At 67.2% G+C, this 17,954-nt stretch carries 16 protein-coding genes and 1 tRNA gene; 7 read left to right on the forward strand and 10 right to left on the reverse strand.

The genetic code is table 11. From position 1 onward, the window contains the following. Positions 1 to 40: 40 nt before the first annotated feature. The 3 genes from secF to yajC all read right to left on the reverse strand — a co-directional run bounded on the left by secF (position 41) and on the right by yajC (position 3,077). Complete coding sequence (secF, locus tag K5Q19_RS04695; RefSeq protein WP_292941708.1) at positions 41 to 1,018, reverse strand: protein translocase subunit SecF; 978 nt, start codon at positions 1,016 to 1,018, stop codon at positions 41 to 43. A gap of 12 nt (positions 1,019 to 1,030) precedes the next feature. Then, positions 1,031 to 2,638: a protein translocase subunit SecD gene (secD, locus tag K5Q19_RS04700; protein WP_292941710.1), complete on the reverse strand. Its 1,608-nt coding sequence runs from the start codon at positions 2,636 to 2,638 to the stop codon at positions 1,031 to 1,033. Between the two features lie 91 nt (positions 2,639 to 2,729). Beyond that, positions 2,730 to 3,077, reverse strand: coding sequence for a preprotein translocase subunit YajC (gene yajC, locus K5Q19_RS04705; RefSeq protein ID WP_292941712.1), 348 nt, complete (start codon positions 3,075 to 3,077; stop codon positions 2,730 to 2,732). A 225-nt stretch (positions 3,078 to 3,302) separates the two neighbouring features. Between yajC and K5Q19_RS04710 the strand changes: the two genes are divergently transcribed. The 7 genes from K5Q19_RS04710 (at position 3,303) to K5Q19_RS04740 (ending at position 8,324) form a co-directional block, all read left to right on the forward strand. Then, a tRNA-Pro gene (locus K5Q19_RS04710) sits at positions 3,303 to 3,379 on the forward strand. Positions 3,380 to 3,626: 247 nt separating this feature from the next. Beyond that, on the forward strand, positions 3,627 to 4,304 hold the full coding sequence (locus K5Q19_RS04715) for a ferritin-like domain-containing protein (protein WP_292941714.1): 678 nt from the start codon (positions 3,627 to 3,629) through the stop codon (positions 4,302 to 4,304). Beyond that, entirely contained in the window at positions 4,301 to 5,341 is a 1,041-nt protein-coding gene (locus K5Q19_RS04720; RefSeq protein WP_292941716.1) for a 3-oxoacyl-[acyl-carrier-protein] synthase III C-terminal domain-containing protein, read from the forward strand. The genes K5Q19_RS04715 and K5Q19_RS04720 overlap by 4 nt, the downstream gene beginning before the upstream one ends. Next, positions 5,334 to 6,053, forward strand: a complete 720-nt coding sequence (locus tag K5Q19_RS04725) for an ABC transporter ATP-binding protein (protein WP_292941718.1) — start codon at positions 5,334 to 5,336, stop codon at positions 6,051 to 6,053. Before K5Q19_RS04720 ends, K5Q19_RS04725 begins: the two co-directional genes overlap by 8 nt. Then, a complete protein-coding gene (locus tag K5Q19_RS04730) occupies positions 6,050 to 7,141 on the forward strand; it encodes an ABC transporter permease (RefSeq protein ID WP_292941720.1) in 1,092 nt (363 codons plus the stop codon). Before K5Q19_RS04725 ends, K5Q19_RS04730 begins: the two co-directional genes overlap by 4 nt. Positions 7,142 to 7,199: 58 nt before the next feature. Further along, the gene (locus K5Q19_RS04735; protein ID WP_292941722.1) at positions 7,200 to 7,595 is read left to right on the forward strand and encodes a thioredoxin family protein; all 396 of its coding nucleotides are present in this window, start codon (positions 7,200 to 7,202) and stop codon (positions 7,593 to 7,595) included. Positions 7,596 to 7,598: 3 nt separating this feature from the next. Beyond that, the gene (locus K5Q19_RS04740) at positions 7,599 to 8,324 is read left to right on the forward strand and encodes a cytochrome c biogenesis CcdA family protein (RefSeq protein ID WP_292941724.1); all 726 of its coding nucleotides are present in this window, start codon (positions 7,599 to 7,601) and stop codon (positions 8,322 to 8,324) included. A 12-nt stretch (positions 8,325 to 8,336) separates the two neighbouring features. Here K5Q19_RS04740 and K5Q19_RS04745 read toward each other — a convergent pair whose 3' ends face one another. The 7 genes from K5Q19_RS04745 to xdhA all read right to left on the reverse strand — a co-directional run bounded on the left by K5Q19_RS04745 (position 8,337) and on the right by xdhA (position 17,951). Next, positions 8,337 to 9,845 carry an AMP-binding protein gene (locus K5Q19_RS04745; RefSeq protein ID WP_292941726.1) on the reverse strand — a complete coding sequence of 503 codons (1,509 nt, stop codon included), beginning with the start codon at positions 9,843 to 9,845 and terminating at the stop codon, positions 8,337 to 8,339. A gap of 66 nt (positions 9,846 to 9,911) precedes the next feature. Next, positions 9,912 to 10,997 carry a nucleoside hydrolase gene (locus K5Q19_RS04750; RefSeq protein ID WP_292941728.1) on the reverse strand — a complete coding sequence of 362 codons (1,086 nt, stop codon included), beginning with the start codon at positions 10,995 to 10,997 and terminating at the stop codon, positions 9,912 to 9,914. Further along, complete coding sequence (locus K5Q19_RS04755; protein WP_292941730.1) at positions 10,994 to 12,001, reverse strand: adenosine deaminase; 1,008 nt, start codon at positions 11,999 to 12,001, stop codon at positions 10,994 to 10,996. The genes K5Q19_RS04750 and K5Q19_RS04755 overlap by 4 nt, the downstream gene beginning before the upstream one ends. Then, positions 11,988 to 13,289 carry a guanine deaminase gene (gene guaD, locus K5Q19_RS04760; protein WP_292941732.1) on the reverse strand — a complete coding sequence of 434 codons (1,302 nt, stop codon included), beginning with the start codon at positions 13,287 to 13,289 and terminating at the stop codon, positions 11,988 to 11,990. The genes K5Q19_RS04755 and guaD overlap by 14 nt, the downstream gene beginning before the upstream one ends. Beyond that, positions 13,286 to 14,227 carry a xanthine dehydrogenase accessory protein XdhC gene (gene xdhC / locus K5Q19_RS04765; RefSeq protein ID WP_292941734.1) on the reverse strand — a complete coding sequence of 314 codons (942 nt, stop codon included), beginning with the start codon at positions 14,225 to 14,227 and terminating at the stop codon, positions 13,286 to 13,288. Before xdhC ends, guaD begins: the two co-directional genes overlap by 4 nt. Then, a complete protein-coding gene (xdhB, locus tag K5Q19_RS04770) occupies positions 14,224 to 16,530 on the reverse strand; it encodes a xanthine dehydrogenase molybdopterin binding subunit (RefSeq protein WP_292941736.1) in 2,307 nt (768 codons plus the stop codon). The genes xdhC and xdhB overlap by 4 nt, the downstream gene beginning before the upstream one ends. Beyond that, complete coding sequence (xdhA, locus tag K5Q19_RS04775; RefSeq protein ID WP_292941738.1) at positions 16,530 to 17,951, reverse strand: xanthine dehydrogenase small subunit; 1,422 nt, start codon at positions 17,949 to 17,951, stop codon at positions 16,530 to 16,532. The genes xdhB and xdhA overlap by 1 nt, the downstream gene beginning before the upstream one ends. Between the last annotated feature and the right edge of the window lie 3 nt (positions 17,952 to 17,954).

Below are 17,954 nucleotides of genomic sequence, written 5' to 3' on the forward strand. Positions count from 1 at the left end.
TCCCCTCCCGCTTGCGGGAGGGGCTTGGGGTGGGCCTACCTCAAGCCCCTTCGCGCGCCATCCGCTCCTGCTTGTCGAGCGCGGATTCGGTCGGCACGAAGCTCTTCGAGGTCACCTTCAGCCAGATCAGGATCGGCGCGGCCATGTAGATCGAGCTGTAGGTGCCGACGAAAATGCCCAGCGTGATCGCCGCAGTGAAGCCGAAGATCACCCCCGGCCCCAGCAGCAGCAGCGCCGTCAGCGTGATCAGCATCGAAAGCGAAGTCGCCAGCGTCCGGTGCAGCGTCTCGTTGACCGAAAGGTCGAGCAGCTCGGGCATCGGCATCTTGCGATACTTCTTCAGGTTTTCGCGGATGCGGTCGTAGACCACGATCGTATCATTGAGCGAATAGCCGATCAGCGTCAGGAGCGCCGCCACGATGGTGAGGTCGAATTCCAGCTGCGTCACCGCGAACAGGCCCAGCGTCAGCGTCACGTCGTGGACAAGGCTGAACAGCGCGCCGATACCGAACTGCCATTCGAAGCGCAGCCAGATATAGGCCGCCACCGCCAGCGCCGCGAGGCCGAGCGAAAGCGCCGCGCTGTGCCACAGCTCGCCCGAGACCTTGCCCGAGACCGAGTCCACGCCGTCCACGCGCGCATCGGCGTGCTTGGCCTTGATGTCTGCGGTGATCGTGCGCGCCATCTTGTCGGAAAGCCCGCTGTCGTGGTCCGCGCCCTCCGGCAGCTTCATGCGGATCGAAATCTCGTTGGGCTTGCCATAGCGCTGGATGATCGGCTCGCCATAGCCCAGCGTCTCGATCTCCCCGCGCAGCGCCGCCACCGGCGCTTCGGCGCTTTGCGTGAACGTCACGCGGATCATCTGGCCGCCGATGAAATCGACGCCGAGGTTCAGGCCCTTGGTGAAGACAAGGCCAAGGCTCGCCGCCATCAGCAGCAGGCTGATCACGTAGAAGGGCCCGCGCCAGCGCAGGAACTTGATGTTCGTGTTGTCGGGAACGAGCTTGAGGAGCTTCATCGGGCCGGTTCCTTACAAGGCGATTTCGGTGGGCCGCGCCTTGCGCAGCCACTGGGCGACCCACATCCGGGTCATGGTCACCGCGGTGAACACCGAGGTCGCGATGCCGATCAGCAGCACGATGGCAAAGCCGCGCACCGGGCCGGTGCCGAATGCCGCCATCGACATCGCCGCAATCACGTTGGTGATATTGGCGTCGAAGATGGCGCGGCTGGCTTCCTTGTAGCCCATCTCGACGGCCTGGAACACGCGGCGCCCGCGGTGCCGCTCTTCACGAATGCGCTCGTTGATCAGCACGTTGGCGTCGACCGCCGCGCCGATTGTGAGAACGAAACCCGCAATGCCCGGCAGCGTCAGCGTCGTGCCGATCAGTGCCATGATGCCAAGGATCATCAGCACGTTGAAGACGAGCGCGATGCAGGCATACATCCCGAAACGGCCGTAGACCGCGAGGATGAACGCGACCAGCGCCAGCGTTCCGACCGCCATCGCGATCATGCCCTTGCGGATCGAATCCGCGCCAAGGTCAGGCCCGACGGTGCGTTCTTCCACCACCTTGAGGTCCACCGGCAGCGCGCCCGAACGCAGCGAGATAGCGAGGTTGCTCGCCGCCTGCGTGGTGAAGTTGCCCGAGATCACCGCGCTGCCGCCCAGGATCGGCTCGTTGATGTTGGGCGCGGAAAGCACCTTGCCATCGAGGATGATCGCGAAGGGCTTGTTGACGTTCTGCGTCGTCAGCTTGGCAAAGCGCGCGCCGCCTTCGGTGTTGAAGGTGATCGCCACCTGCGGCTCGTTGGTCTGCTGGTTGTTGGTGACCTGCGCATTGGTCAGCTGATCACCGCGAATGCCGCCAAGGCGCTTGACCGCGATCGAACCGACGGGTGCACCATCCTTGCCCGGTGCATAGGGCACGATCTCGCTGCCCGGAGGCGCGACGCCGCGCTGGATATCGCTTTGCAGTGCGGTCGTATCGACCAGCTTGAACTCGAGCTTGGCGGTCTGGCCGAGCAGGTTCTTCAGCGCCTGCGGATCCTGCAGACCCGGCACCTGCACCACGATGCGGTTGGCGCCCGAACGGATGATCGTCGGCTCGCGCGTGCCCAAGGCGTCAATGCGCTTGCGCACCACTTCAACCGCCGTTTCCATCGCCTGCGCCACCGCAAGGTCGATGCCTTCCGGTGTCGGGGTCAGGACGAAACGGTTGCCGTCGATAACATTGATGGTCCAGTCGCGCGCACCGGTCAGGCCCGCCCCGTTGGTCAGCGGCAGGATCGCCTCGCGCACGGCATCGACCTTGGCGGGATCCTCGACAAGGAAAGTCAGCGCGCCGTCACGGTTGGAGATATCGCTGATGCGGATATCCGGATTGGCCTGCTTGAGCTTGCCCCGGACCGATTCGTCCATGCCCTCGATGCGCTGCTGGCGCACCTGGCTGGGATCGGCTTCGAGCAGGATGTGGCTGCCGCCCGCAAGGTCAAGGCCCAGATTGACCGTGGGCGCATAGACCCCGGCGGGGAGTGCGATGCCCATGACCGTGGCGACCGAGGGCACAGCAGCGAGCGCGGCCAGCAGCGTGATCGCCCAGAGCCAGATCACCTTCCAGCGCGGAAATTCAAGCATCGAGTAAGGTCTTCCTGAAGGAGGCCACACCGATATGCGGGCATGTGCCGCGATATGGGAATGCAGGCCGCAGCATCAATCGTTGGTCAGATCAATCGTTAGCCGGTGCCGATCCGGCAGGGGGCAGCACATCGCCGATCGTCGCCCGCACCGCACGGACGCGGACATTGGGGCCGAGCTCAAGATCGACAGTCGTGTCGTCAACCTTGATAACCTTGCCGATCAGGCCACCCGCGGTCACCACCTGATCGCCCTTCTTCAGCCCCCCGATCTTGGCCTGCTGCTCCTTCTGCCGGCGCATCTGCGGGCGCAGGATCAGGAAGTAGAAGATCGCCGCCATCGCGACGAGTGGCAGAAACTGCAGATAGGCGGGCGGCTCGGCTGGCGCGGCAGCCGGTGCGGCGGCGGCAAGCATGGTAAGTAGAGCAGGACCGTTCATGGCTGGCAAAGCAACTTTCGCAAGGGCTGATCTGGCGCGGCGGTCCCGGTCCGGCGGCACGCCGCAGGTCCGGTAAGGCCAGTATGGGCTGGCGCGCTAGCAGTTTGGCATGGCTTAGGCAACTTTGTGACCGCGCCTTCAGGCGCGAAAGACGTGCCTTGCACAATCGGCGATCATGAAGCCTTGCCATCCATCAAGACCCTGCCTATAGGCCCGCCTTCCGGTCGGGACGTAGCGCAGCCTGGTAGCGCATCACACTGGGGGTGTGGGGGTCGGAGGTTCGAATCCTCTCGTCCCGACCAATCATTCAAAGAGTTAGTCCCCGCCTCTTGCATTGAGCAGGCGCTAACTCGTGTCCGCAATCGGGGTTCCCAGCCAAACCCGGTCAAACGGGCGCCGCATGCTCAAGTTTGCGCCAGGGCGCGACACCCCGCTTGGTCCGAACCCCACCACCGCGAACCAACGCTTACTGTGCGATGTAACCGTGCGCCGCGCCCCCGCGAAGCTCCTGACAGATCCCTGTCCAACACACCTGTCGGAGCGCGCTAAATGATCCCGTCGGCCAGCACGACGTTCTGCTTCGGTGCGCCGCACCGGGTGGCGGCGGCATTGCCGATCGACGTTCGGCTCGGCGATCGCCCTGCCCATGCGCTTGCCACGCTGGTTCCGCTGCTCGGCTGCGGCGAGGAAGCGGCGGCCATCGCCTTCGACGGCCTCGCCGCAAGCGAGGGCGATCCTACGGCCACAGCCGCGCTGCGGGCCATCGCCGAGGAAGAGCGCGTGCACGACCAGCTGTTGCACGGCCTTGCCGAGAGCCTGCCAAGCGTCGCGGCTGCCCAGCTGCGCCAGAAGGCCCGCCGCTTTCACATCGATCTCGGACGCGGGTCGACCCTGGTGCATCTTGCGCGCATTGCCGCCATCGACGCCGGTGTCTGCATGATCCTGAGCCGCCTGCTGCATCAGGGATCACCGGTTGCGGGCGACCGGGACCTTGCCAGCATGCTGGCCCGCATCCGGCGCGATGAAACCCGCCACGTCCGGCTCAGCCGGTCGCTCGTGCTGGCGCGCGCCGATGGTCGGCGCTTCGAGGATGTTGCTGCGGCCGCGCGTGAGGCACTCGCCAAGGTCATCATGCTCGCAGCCGATGCCTTCGAAGAACTTGAGGTTGATCCGGCGCGGCTGGAAGCCGATCTCGGGTCGCTTCCACAGGGCCTGCTGCGTCCATGAGCGCCACGCCCTGGCTTTCAAAGGGTCGGCTCGCGGTGCTCGGCAGCGGACAGGCGTTCCCCGGCTCGCCCGTCACAACCGGCGATCTGATTGCGCTGATGCGCGACCGCTTCGGCTTTGCCAGGACCCGCGAGGCGACAGCCATTGCCGGGCGGCTCGGCATCGCAAGCCGCCATGTGTGCCGCGATTTCGGCGCCCGGCTGGAGACTGCTCGCCGCGACGAATCCAATTCCGCGCTCGCCGCCCGCGCAGTCAGCGCGGCGCTTGCGCAGGCCGGCTTGCGGCCTGGCGATCTTGCCTACCTGATCGGCCATACCACCACGCCGGATCAGCCGCTGCCCGCCAATATCGCCATGGTTGCTGATCGGATCGGGTATGAAGGTCCGCATGTGGAACTGCGGCAGGCCTGCACCGGCTTTGCCAACGCGCTGATGATTGCCTTCGGCCTTGTTGCCGCCGGCTCCGGGCCAGTGGCGATTGTCGGCTCGGAAACGGGTTCGCTGTTCCTCGATCCCGCAGACCTTGATGTCGACGCCGATCAGATCGTCAACATGGTGCAAATGGGCGACGGCGCTGGTGCGATCATCGTCGGCGCCGACGCACCGGGCCACTCCTCCATCGAAGCCGCTTGGTTCGGCGCGCTCGGCAAGGGGCGCGCGCCCGGGATTTCGCGCCAGCACGGCCAGCCGCGTTTCGACCATGATTTTGCCGCGATCCGCGCCGAAGGGCACCGGCTGTTCGATGCCGGCCGCGATGCCGCAGCCATGCAAGGGTTTCCGCTCGAAGCTGCGCGCCACGTGGTCCCGCATCAGGTCAGCGGGCGGATCGGTCTACTCGCCGCCGCGCATTTCGCCCTGCCGCCGGAGCGCGTGTTCGTGCAGGCAGACCGCATCGGCAACACTGGATCGGCCGCGATCTGGATCGCGCTCGATACGCTGCGGTCCACGGCAGCGCCGGGCGACGGCATCGTCGTACTCGGCGCGGAAGCGAGCAAGCATATGTATGGTGGCTTCGCCTATCGGCAGGCCGATGGCTGAGCTGCTGGTCGACATCAGCGGACTTTCAAAGGCTTTCGGCAGCCGCACAGTCGTGCGCGATGTATCGATGCGGCTGGGCGCTGGCGACTTGCTCGGTCTGGTCGGCGCGAACGGCGGCGGCAAAACGACAACGCTGCGCATGCTTGCGGGGCTGGTCAAACCGGATACCGGCTCGGGCACCGTGCTGGGCGCGGCAATCCGTTCAGGCCGTTCAGGCCGGATCGATCAGCGGCAGATCGGATACATGAGCCAGAAGCTCGCCCTCTATGCCGAACTCACGGTGCTTGAAAACCTGCGCTTTCACGCGCGGGTGCATGGCCTGCGCAGCGATGTGATTGGCGATGCTCTTGCGCGGTACGGGCTGGAGGCGGTCGCCAGTCAGCGCTTCGGTGTCCTGTCGGGCGGCTGGGCAAGGCGGGTCCAATTCGCAACCAGCGTTCTCCACGCGCCGCTGCTGCTGCTGCTTGATGAGCCGACGGCGGGCCTCGATGTCGTCACGCGCCTCGCGCTATGGGATTGGATGGCGCAATTCGCCAGCGCGGGAAGCGCGGTCGTCGTCAGCACGCACGATCTGGCCGAAGCCGAGCGACTGCCGCAAATCATGCTCTACCGCGACGGGCGGGCAAGCGCCCAGACGACGCCCGGCCAGCTCATCGGCGCGGCGGGATCGCCCACGCTCGAAGCGGCTGTCCTCGGACAGGCCCAGCCTTGAGCAGGCTGCGCCGCATCGCTGCCGTGGCTGCGGTCGAATCGACGCGGCTGATGCGCACACGCATCGCGCTGACGCTGCTGCTGCTTGTGCCGTTGCTGCAGATCGTGCTGTTCGGCACCGCGATCCGACCCGATGCCGCCGTCACGGTCGCCATCGCCGCGCCATCGAAACGCGACGCCGAGACCGTGGCGAGTGAGCTTGGCCAGCAGCACAATCTTGCGGTCGTGGCCAAGGGCGCACCCGGAACCGCCGAGGCGATGGTGCGGCGCGGCGGGGCGGTGATCGGGGTCGAAGTTCCCGAGGCCCGCTCTTTTGCCAATCCGCTCGCCAAGGGCGGTCCGCTGCGCATCGTGGTCGATGCAAGCAACGCGTCGCTCGCATCGGCGGCGACGGCAAGGATCGAGGCGGCATACTGGCGCGCGCTGGCCGAACGGGGCGACGCCTCCGGGCCGGGACTGAAGGTCGAGCGGCTCTACAACCCGGAATCGCGCGCCGACTGGAGCTTTCTGCCGGGCCTTGTCGGGGTCACTGTGATGATCGCGATGATCATGCTCGGCACGCTCAGCCTCGCGCGGGAGCGTGAAGGCGGCACCTGGGAAGCCTTGCTGATCCTGCCGGTCGGGCGCGGCGAAGTGCTGCTTGGCAAGCTGCTGCCCTATGTCGCGATCGGCACCGTGCAGGGGTTGGCGGTGATGATGGTCGGGTTCTGGCTGTTCGAACTGCCGGTGCGCGGCAATGCCGCCGCGCTCGCGGCACTGCTGCCCTTGTTCGCGGCGGCGCACCTCGCGCTCGGCTATGCCATTGCCGCGCGGGCACGCACGCAGCTGGCCGCGCTGCAGGGCGCGGTTGCGTTCTACCTCCCCGCAATGCTGCTGTCCGGCTTCCTCTACCCCTTCGCAACGCTGCCCGGCTGGGCGCAGACGATCGGGAACCTCTTTCCCCTCACCCACTTCAACCGGGCCGCCACCGGCGTCATGCTCCGTGGTGAAGGCTGGCCGCTGGTGCTGGAGCAGGCGCTGCCGATTGCAGCTTTCACCCTCCTCGCCGCGGCTGTCGCAGCCCTGTTTCAGGCGCGGACGCTCGATTGATGTAACCGGCCACGCGCCTGCTGCGAACCGGAAGCATCAGCTCAGGAGACCCCGTCCGATGTTCCGTTCCCTCACCGTGCTCACGCTTGCGGCCGCCGCGGCTGCCAGCTTCGCCACCCCCGCCGCTGCTGCCGAACGCCAGCCCTACACCCCTGCCGCACTCGCGGCCGCGCAGGCCAAGGGCCGGCCGATCCTTGTCGAGGTCAAGGCGTGGTGGTGCCTCGTCTGCGCATCGCAAGGGCGGACCATCAAGGCGACGACCGCCGCGCCGCAGTACAACAACCTGCTGATCCTCACGATCAACTACGACAAGCAGAAAGAGTACTGGAAGGCGCTCGGCGCGACCAAGCAGTCGACCCTGATCGGCTACAAGGGCGCCACCGAGGTGGGCCGTGTGGTCTACATGACTGACAAGGCCGCCATCAACGGCCTGCTCGCCAAGACGATCGGCTGAGCCATGGCCGACGTCCTCAGTCCGGTGCTCGCCTATGCGGCCGGCGCACTGACGATCCTCTCGCCCTGCGTGCTGCCGCTCGTCCCCATCGTGCTCGGCAGCGCCGCCCAGGCACACCCACGCGGGCCGCTCGCGCTGGCCGGAGGTCTGGTCGCCTCCTTCACGCTGACCGGGTTTCTACTCGCGACGATCGGCGCTGCGTCCGGCTTCGATGGTGACTGGGTTCGTCTGCTCGGCGCGGCCTTGCTGATTGCAGCCGGCGCAGCGCTGGTGATCCCCGCCGCGCAAGGCCTGCTCACCCAAGCCGCGACCCCGCTCGCGAACTGGGCCAATGCGCGCAAGGTCGGCCTTGAACGCTATGGCCTTGCCGGACAGGCAGCGATCGGCGTGCTGCTGGGCCTCGTCTGGAGCCCCTGCGTCGGTCCGACGCTCGGCGCCGCCACGGTCCTCGCCGCACAGGGCGAGAACCTGACCATGGTAGCATTCACGATGGCGGCGTTCGGCCTCGGCATTGCGAGCGTCCTGCTGGTCCTGGCCTTCGCCACCCGCTCGCTGCTCGCAAAATGGCGCGGCCGCATGCTGAGTGCAGGCGGTACCGGCAAACGCGTGCTGGGCGGGCTGCTGGTGGTCGTTGGTCTCCTGATCGTCAGCGGCGGCGACAAGCTGGTCGAAGCCGCGCTCGTCACCGCATCCCCGGATTGGCTCGTCGATCTGACCACTTCGATCTGACCGTCGGCCGGTTCATCCCTCGCCCGAGAACAGTCCCGCAAACTGCCGCCGCAGCTCGGCTTTCAGTACCTTGCCCATGGCATTGCGCGGGAACTCGGGCACGATGCGGATCGCCTTGGGCTGTTTGAAGCGCGCCAGCTTCTCGCGCGCGACGGCCTCGATGGCGGCCGGCTCCAGATCGGGCCGCGCCGCCAGGACCACCGCGACCACGCCTTCGCCGAAATCGGGATGCGGCACGCCAATGATCGCAACGTCGCTCACCCCGTCGACTTCGGCGAGCACCATTTCAAGCTCGGCCGGATAGATGTTGAAGCCGCCCGAAATGATCAGGTCCTTGGACCGGCCCGCGATGGTCACGCGGCCCGTCTCGTCCTTGAAGCCCGTGTCCCCGGTCACGAAGAACCCGTCCGGCCCGATCGCCTCTGTGGTTGCCTCGGGCCGCCGCCAGTACCCGGCGCAGAGGTTCGGCCCCCGTATCTCGATCTCGCCGACTTCGCCCGGTGGCAGTTCGCTTCGTGCTTCCCCGCCGACGACGCGCAGTTCCACCCCCGGCAGCGGATAACCCACCGTGCCGGGAATGCGGCCCTCCGGCGCATAGGGGTTCGAGGTGATCATCGCCGCCTCGGTCATGCCGTAGCGTTCCAGAATGCGGTGGCCGGTGCGCGCCTCGATCTCGGCAAAGACGGAAGGGAGCAGCGGCGCCGATCCGCAGATCATCAGGCGGATGCCCTGCACCGCGTCCCGCCCGAAATCCGCCCGTTCGAGCAACCGCGTGTAGAACGTTGGCACCCCCATGAACACGCTGACCGTGGGCAGCAGTGCGACGACTTTCGCCGCATCGAACTTGCCCATGAGATGCACCGTCGCCGCGCTGTAGAGCCCGAGATGGAGCGTCACGAACAGGCCATGCGCATGGAACAGCGGCAGGCTGTGGAGGATCGAGTCCGCATCCGAGAACTGCCACGTCTCATACAGCGCCGCGACGTTGGATGAGAGGTTGCGGTGCATCAGCATCGCGCCTTTGGGCCGCCCGGTCGTGCCCGAAGTGAAGAGGATCGCGGCCAGATCGGTCTCGGTCATGACCTCGACGGCGAGATCAGGCTCCAGCCCCGCCGCGAGCGCGGGCAGCGAACCCGAACCATCCGGCTCCAGCGTCATCCGCTTTGGCGCGTCACCCTCCGGCACGGCCGTCGCGCTGCCATGCACCAGCAGCACCGGCTCCGCGTCCTCGATCAGCATGGCCAGCTCGCTCGCGGTATAGGCCGGGTTCACCGGCACCGCGATCGCGCCCGAGGCGAGCACGGCAAGATAGGTCAGCGCGAAAGCGGGCGAGTTCTCCGCCTTGATCATCACCCTGTCGCCGCGTGCTACGCCCAGCTGCGCCAGCGCCGCCCGGTAGCGCCCGATGGCGGCGGGCAACTCGCCGAAGGTGCAGACCGTCTCCCCCTGCCACAGCCATGCGGGCTTCGCCTCATGCCCGGCATGACGGCTGAGGAACACGGCAACGAGATTGGCATTCATGGCTCGGCACTCTCCGGCAGGTCTAGCTCGCCCATAGAGCCGAGCAGCCCCGCACGCCAAGCCGGATCAGCGCTCCCCCAGCGCCAGCGCCATCAGCGCTTCCATGCGCGGCACATCGACCGACAGCACGGCCTCAGCCTGCCCCTCGTCGAGACCCGGCCGGTAAGCATCGTGCCAGGTCAGCATGTCGCCATAACCCGCGCCGAAATCTGTGTTGAAATCGTACCACAGCCGCTCGGACTTCGTGACGATGCTCGGGTCGAGCCACACCGACACGGCGATCTCGTCCCACATCGGAAAGCCCGGCTCCATCCGCCGCAGGAACGCGGCGACCGGCGGACGCGAAGCCTTCGCCAGCCGCTCCAGCAGCGCGGGCGAAAGCTGCGTCGCGGTCGAGGGATCGGCGGGAATGATCGTCACCTTGGGCCAGGGCGCATGTGCGGCAATGCTCGCCGCCTCGGGATCGAAGCGGATGTTGAACTCGCGGCGCGGTGTATTGACGAACTCGCGCGCGAAATCGGCAGCGAACTTGCCCTCCAGCACCTGCCGCGGCGCAAGGCTGCCGCCCATGATCACCAGTTCCTTGACCAGCGAGGCAAATTCCGGATCAAGCCGCTGCGCCAGCGCCAGATTGGTCAGCGGCCCGGTCGCCATGATCGTCACGGCATGCGGATGCGCGCGCACCATGCGGATCAGGAACTGCGCCGCCGGCTCATCCAGCGCCTTCAGCTTCGGGTTGCCCCAGGGCAGGTCCACCGGGTCGAACGGGCCATGATAGGGCGGGGTCGATTGCGCCGTGGGCTCGGCCCACTGCTTCATGAACGCGCCCTTCCACACGAGCTTGCCGTAAAGCGCTTCCCACCGCTCGGTGCGCGCCTCGCTGTTAAGCAGCGGAAAGGTCGCGCCTTCCGCCACCGGCACGTCGGTGCGGCCCAGCAGTTCCAGCCCGCGCAGCACCATCGCCGTCGCGCGGTTCGCCCAGACATTGCCCGAAACCGTGGTGATCCCCAGCACTTCGATGCGGGGGTCCTCCAGCAGCATCAGATGCGGGATCGCGAAACCCTCGTCATCGATGATCACCTGCCGCTTCGGCTCCGCAGCCTGCGCAGGTACCGTGACCAACAGCAGCAGAGTAAGCAGCAACCGCCTCATGCCAACACCGCATCAATGGCCGCGAGATGCCGCGCCACTGCCTCTGGCGGCAGGAACGAGCCCGTAAAGCTGTTCTTCGCCAGCTGCACCAAATCGCTGCGCGAGAGCCCCCGCGCCGCCGCCACCGCGCGGTAGTTGTCCGCGACATAGCCGCCGAAGTATGCCGGATCGTCCGAATTGACTGTCGCCTTGAGGCCCGCTGCCAACATCCGGTCGAGCGGATGCGCCGCCAGATCATCCACCACGCAGAGCTTGAGATTGGAGAGCGGGCACACCGTCAGCGTCATCCCCTCCGCCGCCAGCCGCGCCACCAGCGCCTCGTCCTCCATTGCCCGGTTGCCATGATCGATGCGGTCAACGGCTAGCAGATCAAGCGCCTCGTAGACGTAGTTTGGCGGCCCTTCCTCCCCCGCATGGGCTGTGAGCTTCAGGCCCTTGTCCCGCGCCGCCGCGAAGACCCGCGCGAACTTGCTCGGCGGGTGCCCCACCTCGCTGGAATCGAGCCCTACTGCCTTAATCCGGTCCAGCCATGGCTCAGCCATGGCCAGCGTCTCGAACGCCGCCTCCTCGCTCAAATGCCGCAGAAAACTCATGATCAGCGCCGAGGTGATCCCCAGCCGCGCCTCCGCCTCGGCCATCGCCGCGAGCAGCCCCTCGACCACCGTGCCGAACGCGATCCCCCGGTCGGTATGCGTCTGCGGATCGAACATGATCTCGGCATGGACCACCCCGTCCGCCGCGGCCCGCTCGAAATAGGCCATGGCGAGATCGCGAAAATCCGCCTCGGTCTGCAGCACTCCTGCGCCTGCGTAGTAGATATCGAGAAAGTCCTGAAGGTTGGAGAAGGCATAGGCCGCGCGCACGTCCTCCACGCTTGCGTAAGGAATGGCGATCCCGTTGCGCTCCGCCAGTGCAAACATCAGCTCGGGCTCGAGGCTCCCCTCGATATGGAGGTGAAGTTCGGCTTTGGGCAGCCGCCGGATGAAGTCTTCAAGCGTGTCCATCGGTTCCGTCCCTGTCCCAAACGCAGCGCCCCAGAACATAGGTCCGCCGCACTGCCCGGTCATCGCCCAGCACCTGCAGCGCAAACAGCCGCTCGGCGAGCGAGGCCGCCGCCGTCCGCCGCGCCATCAGCGGCGTCGCCGCATCGTCGAGTACCACGAAATCGGCTTCCTGCCCCTCGGCCAGCATGCCCACCTCATGATCGATATGCAGCAGCCGCGCCGATCCGCCCGTCGCCAGCCACAGCGCGCGGAAGGGATCGAGCACATAGCCCCCCGGCAGCCCGGCCTGATAGGCAAGCCCCCCGTTATGGAGCAACGAGAGCGACGTCCCCGCCCCGATGTCCGAGCCCAGCCCCAGCCGCACGCCGTGCCGCTCGGCTTGCGCAAAATCGAACATGCCCGAGCCGAGAAAGAAGTTCGAACTCGGGCAGACCGCGATCCCCGCCCCCGTCTCCGCCAGCCGCGCGCAGGACCGGTCCGGCAGATGCACCCCATGCGCAAAAACCGACCGCTCCGTCACCAGCCCGCACCGGTCATAGGCATCGAGATAGTCCACCGCTTCGGTAAACCGCGCCGCCACGGCAGCGATCTCCGCCTTGTTCTCGGCCAGATGGGTATGCAGCAGCACTCCCGGATGGGCCGCGAGCAGTTCACCCGCCACCACCAGCTGCGCATCGCTCGAAGTCAGGGCATAACGCGGCGTCACCGCATAGCCGAGCCGGGCGCGCCCATGCCACCTCGCGATCAGCGCCTCGCTCTCGGCCCGCGCCTCTTCGACGGTATCGCGAAGGCCCTCCGGCCCCAGATCCATGAGCACCTTGCCGCAGATCATCCGCAGATCGCGCGCTTCCGCCGCTGCAAAGAACGCTTCCACCGAGGCCGCATGCACGGTGCCGAACACCAGCGCGCTCGTCGTCCCGTGCCGCAGCAGCTCGCCCAGAAAATCCTCCGCCACCCGCGCCGCATGGACCGGGTCGGCAAAGGCCTTCTCCGCCGGAAAGATATGCCGCTCCAGCCAATCGAGCAGTTGCTCCCCATGGCTCGCGATCCGGCCAAGCTGCGGGTAATGCACATGCGCATCGATAAAGCCCGGGACGATCAGGCCCGGAAGGTGTTCCACCGCCAAACCCGGAAAGCGTGGCGCCACTTCGTCATACGATCCGCGCGCCACGATGCGGCCCGCCTCGATAACCAGCAGCCCATCGGCCTCATGCCGCACCGCATCCGGCGCTTCCGCCGGGTCATGCGAAAGGCTCAGGATTTCGCCGCGAATGCCTTGCTGAGTCATGCCGCCACCGCGCGAACCGCCGCCCTCTGCGGCAATTGCAGCAACTGCGCCAGCAGCGCGACGGCGATCACATCCGGCTCCTTGCCCGTCACGCCCGGCAGGCCGATCGGACAAGTCAGCCGTCCCCGCGCCTCGGCGGAAACCCCGTCCCGCTCCAGCCGCGACAGGAACCGCGCGCGCTTGGTCTGCGAACCGATCAGCCCGGTAAACGCCAGCGCAGGCCGCCGCAGTGCCGCCAAGGTCAGCCGGTAATCAAGCGCATGATCGTGCGTGAGGATCACCAGCGCCGCCTCGTCCGGCGCCTCCGCCACGCATTGCTCGACCGCGTTCTCCGGCACCACCGTGACGCCTGCCACATCCCCAAAGACCGGCCGCGTATCGAACCAGGCCAGCCGCACCGGCAGCCCGCCCGCATGCCGCGCAATCGCTTGCCCCACATGCCCCGCCCCGAACAGCCAGAGCGGGCGCCGGAAACCGCCGATCACTTCGGCCAGCCGCGAACCCTCGCCCGGCTTGTCGCCGCGCGCCGAAAGCGGCTTTGTCGGACCATCGCTGACATGCCGATCGATCCCACCGGCACGCAAAACGCTCACCAGCACGCGCCCCTCCGCTGCGTCGGCCAGCCAGCGCAGCGCCTCTGCGTCGACATGCTCGACCAGCAGCCGCACCCGCCCGCCGCAACACTGCCCCAGCAGCGGCCCGAGCGGATAGTCCTGCACGCGCCACGTGCCGGGCGCATGGCCCAGCACCGCGCGCGCCTGCTCCACCGCGCGGAATTCCAGCGATCCGCCACCAATCGTGCCGAAGAGCCCGTCTGCAGTCACCAGCATCCGCGTGCCAGCCCCGCGCGGCGCCGAGCCTTCGGTCGCGAGCACGCTCACCATCGCAACGGGCCCGGCCGCCGCGAGCCGCGCCAGATCATCCAGCCACCCGGTCACACGCGCATCCCCGCAATCGCGCGCAGCACCGCCTCGGGCGTTGCGGGCGCATCGAGCCTGGGCAGATCGCGCACGTCCGGCGCCGTCGCCGCAATTGCCGCCGAGATCGCGCAGAACACGGAGTTGGCCAGCATCAGCGGTGGCTCGCCCACCGCCTTGGATCGGTGGATCGTCGGCTTCACATTCTCGCCGTCCCACAAGTCGATGCGCATCCGCTTGGGCCGGTCCGAAGCCGTCGGCACCTTGTAGGTCGCGGGCGAGTGGTTGAGCAGCCGCCCCTTCGCGTCCCACTCCACCACTTCGGTCGTCAGCCAGCCCTGCCCCTGCACGAAGCCGCCCTCGATCTGCCCCCGGTCAATCGCCGGGTTGAGCGAGCGCCCCACGTCATGCAGGATATCGACGGCCAGCACCTTGTGCTCGCCGGTCAAGGTATCGACGACCACTTCCGAAACCGCCGCGCCATAAGCGAAGTAATAGAACGGCCGCCCGCGGTGCGAGGCGCGGTCATATTCAATCTCGGGCGTTGCGTAGAAGCCGGTCGAGGACAGCGAAATTCGACCCAGCCATGCTTTCCGCGTCGCTTCCGCGAACGTCAGCCGCGCCGTGCCCGCAATCACACCCCCGGGCGTGAACATGACGTCATCCGCCGTGCAGCCAAACACTTGCGCCAGAAAGTCCGCCATCCGCGCCCGGATCGCCATGGCCGCGCGATACGCCGCCATGCCGTTGAGGTCCGCGCCGGAGGACGCCGCTGTCGCTGAGGTATTGGGCACCTTATCGGTCCGCGTCGCGGTGATCCGCACCGTGTCCGTGCCCACGCCGAACACATCCGCCACGATCTGCGCGATCTTGATGTGCAGGCCCTGCCCCATCTCGGTCCCGCCGTGGTTCGCCTGGATGGAACCGTCCGAATAGACATGGACCAGCGCGCCCGCCTGATTGAGGTGCGTCGTCGTAAAGCTGATGCCGAACTTCACCGGCGTCAGCGCGATGCCTTTCTTGAGCACTGGCGAGCCCGCATTGAACGCCGCAATCGCCTCCCGCCTTGCGTCATAGCGCGCCGTTTCCCGAAGCCGCGCAATCATCTGCGGGGCAATATTATCCTCGATTGTCATGCCGTAGGGCGTCACGTCGCGCCCCGGCCCATAGAGGTTGCGCTGGCGCACCTCCAGCGGATCGAGCCCCAGCCGCGCCGCGACATGATCGCACACGCGCTCGATCGCCAGCATCCCCTGCGGCCCGCCAAAGCCCCGGAACGCCGTCGCCGAAACGGTGTTGGTCTTCAGCCGCTCCGAGAGGATCTCGACGTCCGGCAGGAAATAGCAATTGTCCGCATGGAACATCGTCCGGTCGTTGATCCCCGGCGAGAGGTCCATCGTCGCCCCGCAGCGCCCGCCGAAGCGCAGTTTCACCGCCGTCAGCCGCCCCTCGGCATCGTTGCCGATGTCATAGTCGACCTCGAAATCGTGCCGCTTGCCGGTCGTGATCATATCGTCATCGCGGTCGCAGCGGAATTTCGCGGGCCGTCCGGTATGGTGAACCACCAGCGCGGCGGCGGCAGCAAACAGCGCCGCCTGGCTTTCCTTGCCGCCAAATGCCCCGCCCATGCGGCGCACTTCGACCGTTACGTCGGCGCTGCTCTTGCCCAGCAGATGCGCCACCAGATGCTGCACTTCGCTGGGATGCTGGCTGGACGAGACGACATGGATCTGCCCGTCCTCCCCCGGCCGCGCATGGGCGACCTGTCCTTCCAGATAGAAATGATCCTGCGCGCCGATCTTGAGGCTACCCGAGAGCCGGTGCTCAGCCGCAGCGAGTGCACCCTCGGCATCGCCGCGCGCCATGCGCTGGTCCGCCTCGATCCGCGAACCCACCGCGCGCGCCTGTGCCACGGTAATCGCCGGCTCCAGCGGCTCGTAGATCACCTTGCCAAGCCGCGCCGCCTTGCGCGCCGCAAGACGCGTCTCGGCGGCGACCAGAAACACCGGCTGGCCATGGCTCACCACTTCGCCATCCGCCAGCACCCGGTCGTCATGCGCGATCGGGCCGACATTGTTCTCGCCGGGGATATCCGAGGCCGTATAGACCGCCACGACCCCCGGATAGGCCCGCACCGCTTCCAGATCGATGCAGACAATCCGCGCCCGCGCCTCGCTCGAAAGCCCGAAAGCGAGATGCAGCGTGCCCGGCAGTTCGGGCTCGTCGTCGACATAGCGCGCGAGCCCCGCCACATGGAGGTGCGCGCTGTCGTGCGGCAGCGCCGGCATGGCGGCTTCCGGCCAGAGCGGGTTCCCTTCCGCCATCAGCAGGCCTCCACATCAAGCACAGAGGTGGCGACACCTTGCTCGCGGTGCCACAGCCGCCAGAGCAAGGCCGAAGCCGCCTCGATGCGGTAGGCCGCCGTACCGCGCACATCGGTCAGCGGGCTGAAGTCGCCCCTGAGCGCCTCGGCCGCCGCCGCAATCGTCGCCTCGTTGAAGGGCTGGCCCAGCAAGGCCGCCTCGCACCCGGCGGCCCGCCGGGGTGTCGCCGCCATGCCGCCAAAGGCCACCCGCGCCGCCGCGATTGTCCCTCCCTCCACGGTCAACGCGAAAGCACCCAGAACCGCCGAAATATCGCTGTCAAACCGCCGCGAAAGCTTGGAAACATGCACCACGCTACCCGCGCCGGGACGCGGCACGAACACGCTTTCGACAAATTCGCCCGGCCGCCGGTCCTGCTTCCCGTAATCCAGGAAGTAATCCTCAAGCGGCATCGTCCGCCGCCCCGCATCAGACCGCAGCGTCAGTTCCGCCCCCAGCGCAATCAGCGCCGGCGGCCCGTCACCGATGGGCGAACCATTGGCGATGTTGCCGCAAACCGTGGCCGAGGAGCGCACCTGCAAGCCACCGATCCGCCGCACCAGTTCGCCAAGGTCCGGATGCAGCCGTGCCAGCGCCCCATGCGCCTCGGCATAACGCACCCCGGCGCCGAGCCGGACGCCCTCCGCCGTCTCCTCGATGGCCTTGAGGTCCGCCACATCGCCGATGAACACGAGGGTATCCAGATCGCGCAGCCCCTTGGTCACCCATAGGCCCACATCGGTCGCGCCTGCCACGATCCGCGCCTCTGGATGGGCGGCCAGAACTTCCACCAGTTCGTCCGAAGAACCCGGCACAAACCACTGCCTTCTCTCGAAAATCCCGCTGGCCATGCTATCGCCTGCTAGGGTAGCCAGCCCCGCTGCCACGGCACCATCATCCTGCGCGAGCCTCGGCACTGCCTCTCCGGCCTCGAGGATCGGACCATAGCCCGTACAGCGGCACAAGTTCCCGGCAATCGCATCCGCCATCGGCAATTCGCTCCCCAGCGCTCCGATCGCGCGCCCATGGAGCGACATCACGAACCCCGGCGTGCAAAACCCGCACTGCGAGCTGCCATTGGCCGCCATGCACGCCTGCAGCGGATTCAGCCTCCCGCCCGCCGCAAGGCTCTCCACCGTCATCACCGCCTTGCCATGGACCATCGGCAGAAACAGGATGCAGGCATTCACCGCGCGCCACTTCACTGCGCCATTGGCCGCCTCGCCGACCAGCACCGTGCAGGCCCCGCAATCGCCTTCAGCGCAGCCTTCCTTGGTTCCGGTCCGGCGCAAGGGTCCACGCAGCGTTTCCAGCAGCGTGCCGGTCGGATCAGGCTCGGCCAGGTCCACCACTTCGCCATCGAGCAGGAAGCGCACCCCCACGGC

This window comes from Novosphingobium sp., from assembly GCF_019748365.1.
GTDB lineage: Bacteria > Pseudomonadota > Alphaproteobacteria > Sphingomonadales > Sphingomonadaceae > Novosphingobium.

Bases quoted from the DNA above. Each gene is read 5' to 3' on its own strand.
- yajC (WP_292941712.1), bottom strand. From the start codon at position 3,077: ATGAACGGTCCTGCTCTACTTACCATGCTTGCCGCCGCCGCACCGGCT.
- secD (WP_292941710.1), bottom strand. From the start codon at position 2,638: ATGCTTGAATTTCCGCGCTGGAAGGTGATCTGGCTCTGGGCGATCACG.
- K5Q19_RS04740 (WP_292941724.1), top strand. From the start codon at position 7,599: ATGGCCGACGTCCTCAGTCCGGTGCTCGCCTATGCGGCCGGCGCACTG.
- K5Q19_RS04750 (WP_292941728.1), bottom strand. From the start codon at position 10,997: ATGAGGCGGTTGCTGCTTACTCTGCTGCTGTTGGTCACGGTACCTGCG.
- K5Q19_RS04755 (WP_292941730.1), bottom strand. From the start codon at position 12,001: ATGGACACGCTTGAAGACTTCATCCGGCGGCTGCCCAAAGCCGAACTT.
- K5Q19_RS04720 (WP_292941716.1), top strand. From the start codon at position 4,301: ATGAGCGCCACGCCCTGGCTTTCAAAGGGTCGGCTCGCGGTGCTCGGC.
- K5Q19_RS04725 (WP_292941718.1), top strand. From the start codon at position 5,334: ATGGCTGAGCTGCTGGTCGACATCAGCGGACTTTCAAAGGCTTTCGGC.
- secF (WP_292941708.1), bottom strand. From the start codon at position 1,018: ATGAAGCTCCTCAAGCTCGTTCCCGACAACACGAACATCAAGTTCCTG.
- K5Q19_RS04715 (WP_292941714.1), top strand. From the start codon at position 3,627: ATGATCCCGTCGGCCAGCACGACGTTCTGCTTCGGTGCGCCGCACCGG.
- K5Q19_RS04735 (WP_292941722.1), top strand. From the start codon at position 7,200: ATGTTCCGTTCCCTCACCGTGCTCACGCTTGCGGCCGCCGCGGCTGCC.
- K5Q19_RS04745 (WP_292941726.1), bottom strand. From the start codon at position 9,845: ATGAATGCCAATCTCGTTGCCGTGTTCCTCAGCCGTCATGCCGGGCAT.
- guaD (WP_292941732.1), bottom strand. From the start codon at position 13,289: ATGACTCAGCAAGGCATTCGCGGCGAAATCCTGAGCCTTTCGCATGAC.
- xdhB (WP_292941736.1), bottom strand. From the start codon at position 16,530: ATGGCGGAAGGGAACCCGCTCTGGCCGGAAGCCGCCATGCCGGCGCTG.